At 36.7% G+C, this 501-nt stretch carries 1 protein-coding gene; it reads left to right on the top strand.

Features of this window, described 5'->3' with window-relative positions:
- Positions 1–54: 54 nt before the first annotated feature.
- Positions 55–501, top strand: a 447-nt coding sequence (locus ACFSW4_RS11895; protein ID WP_377329511.1) for a transposase, incomplete at its 3' end; no start/stop codon positions are given.

The raw sequence follows: 501 nt of genomic DNA, 5'->3' as shown, positions 1-501 counted from the left end.
TGGTACTGCACCCCAAAAGTTAGAGTGAAAAATTTAACTTTTGGGGTGTTTTGTATGGCGAAATATAGTAACGATTTTAAGTTAAAAATTGTGAAAGAATATTTAGAAGGCCCGTTGGGCTATGGTTTGTTGGCTAAAAAATATGAAGTTCCGGGTAAGGGGCAAATTAGAAAGTGGGTAGATGCCTACAAAGCACTAGGTGAAGATGGATTGCGTCGAAAGCGTTCTACAACCGTTTACCCTGTTCAATTTAAGTTAGATGTATTAAACTTTATAAGACAAACGGGCGCTTCTTATAAAGAGACAGCAATAGAATTTAAATTAAACAATCCTTCTCTAATTGCCATCTGGTTAAAGACTTTTTCTAATGAAGGAATAGAAGGGCTCAAAGAAAAACCGAAAGGACGGCCTCCTATGTCTGGAAAAAGAAAGACGAAACAATCAAAGCAAGAAAAGGCAATGTCTCGTGAGGAACAATTAGAACGTGAAAATGAACTTCTT

Origin of the sequence: Piscibacillus salipiscarius, assembly GCF_042685285.1 — a bacterium.
GTDB lineage: Bacteria > Bacillota > Bacilli > Bacillales > Alkalibacillaceae > Piscibacillus > Piscibacillus salipiscarius.
This window is presented reverse-complemented; position numbering and strand designations above follow the sequence as displayed.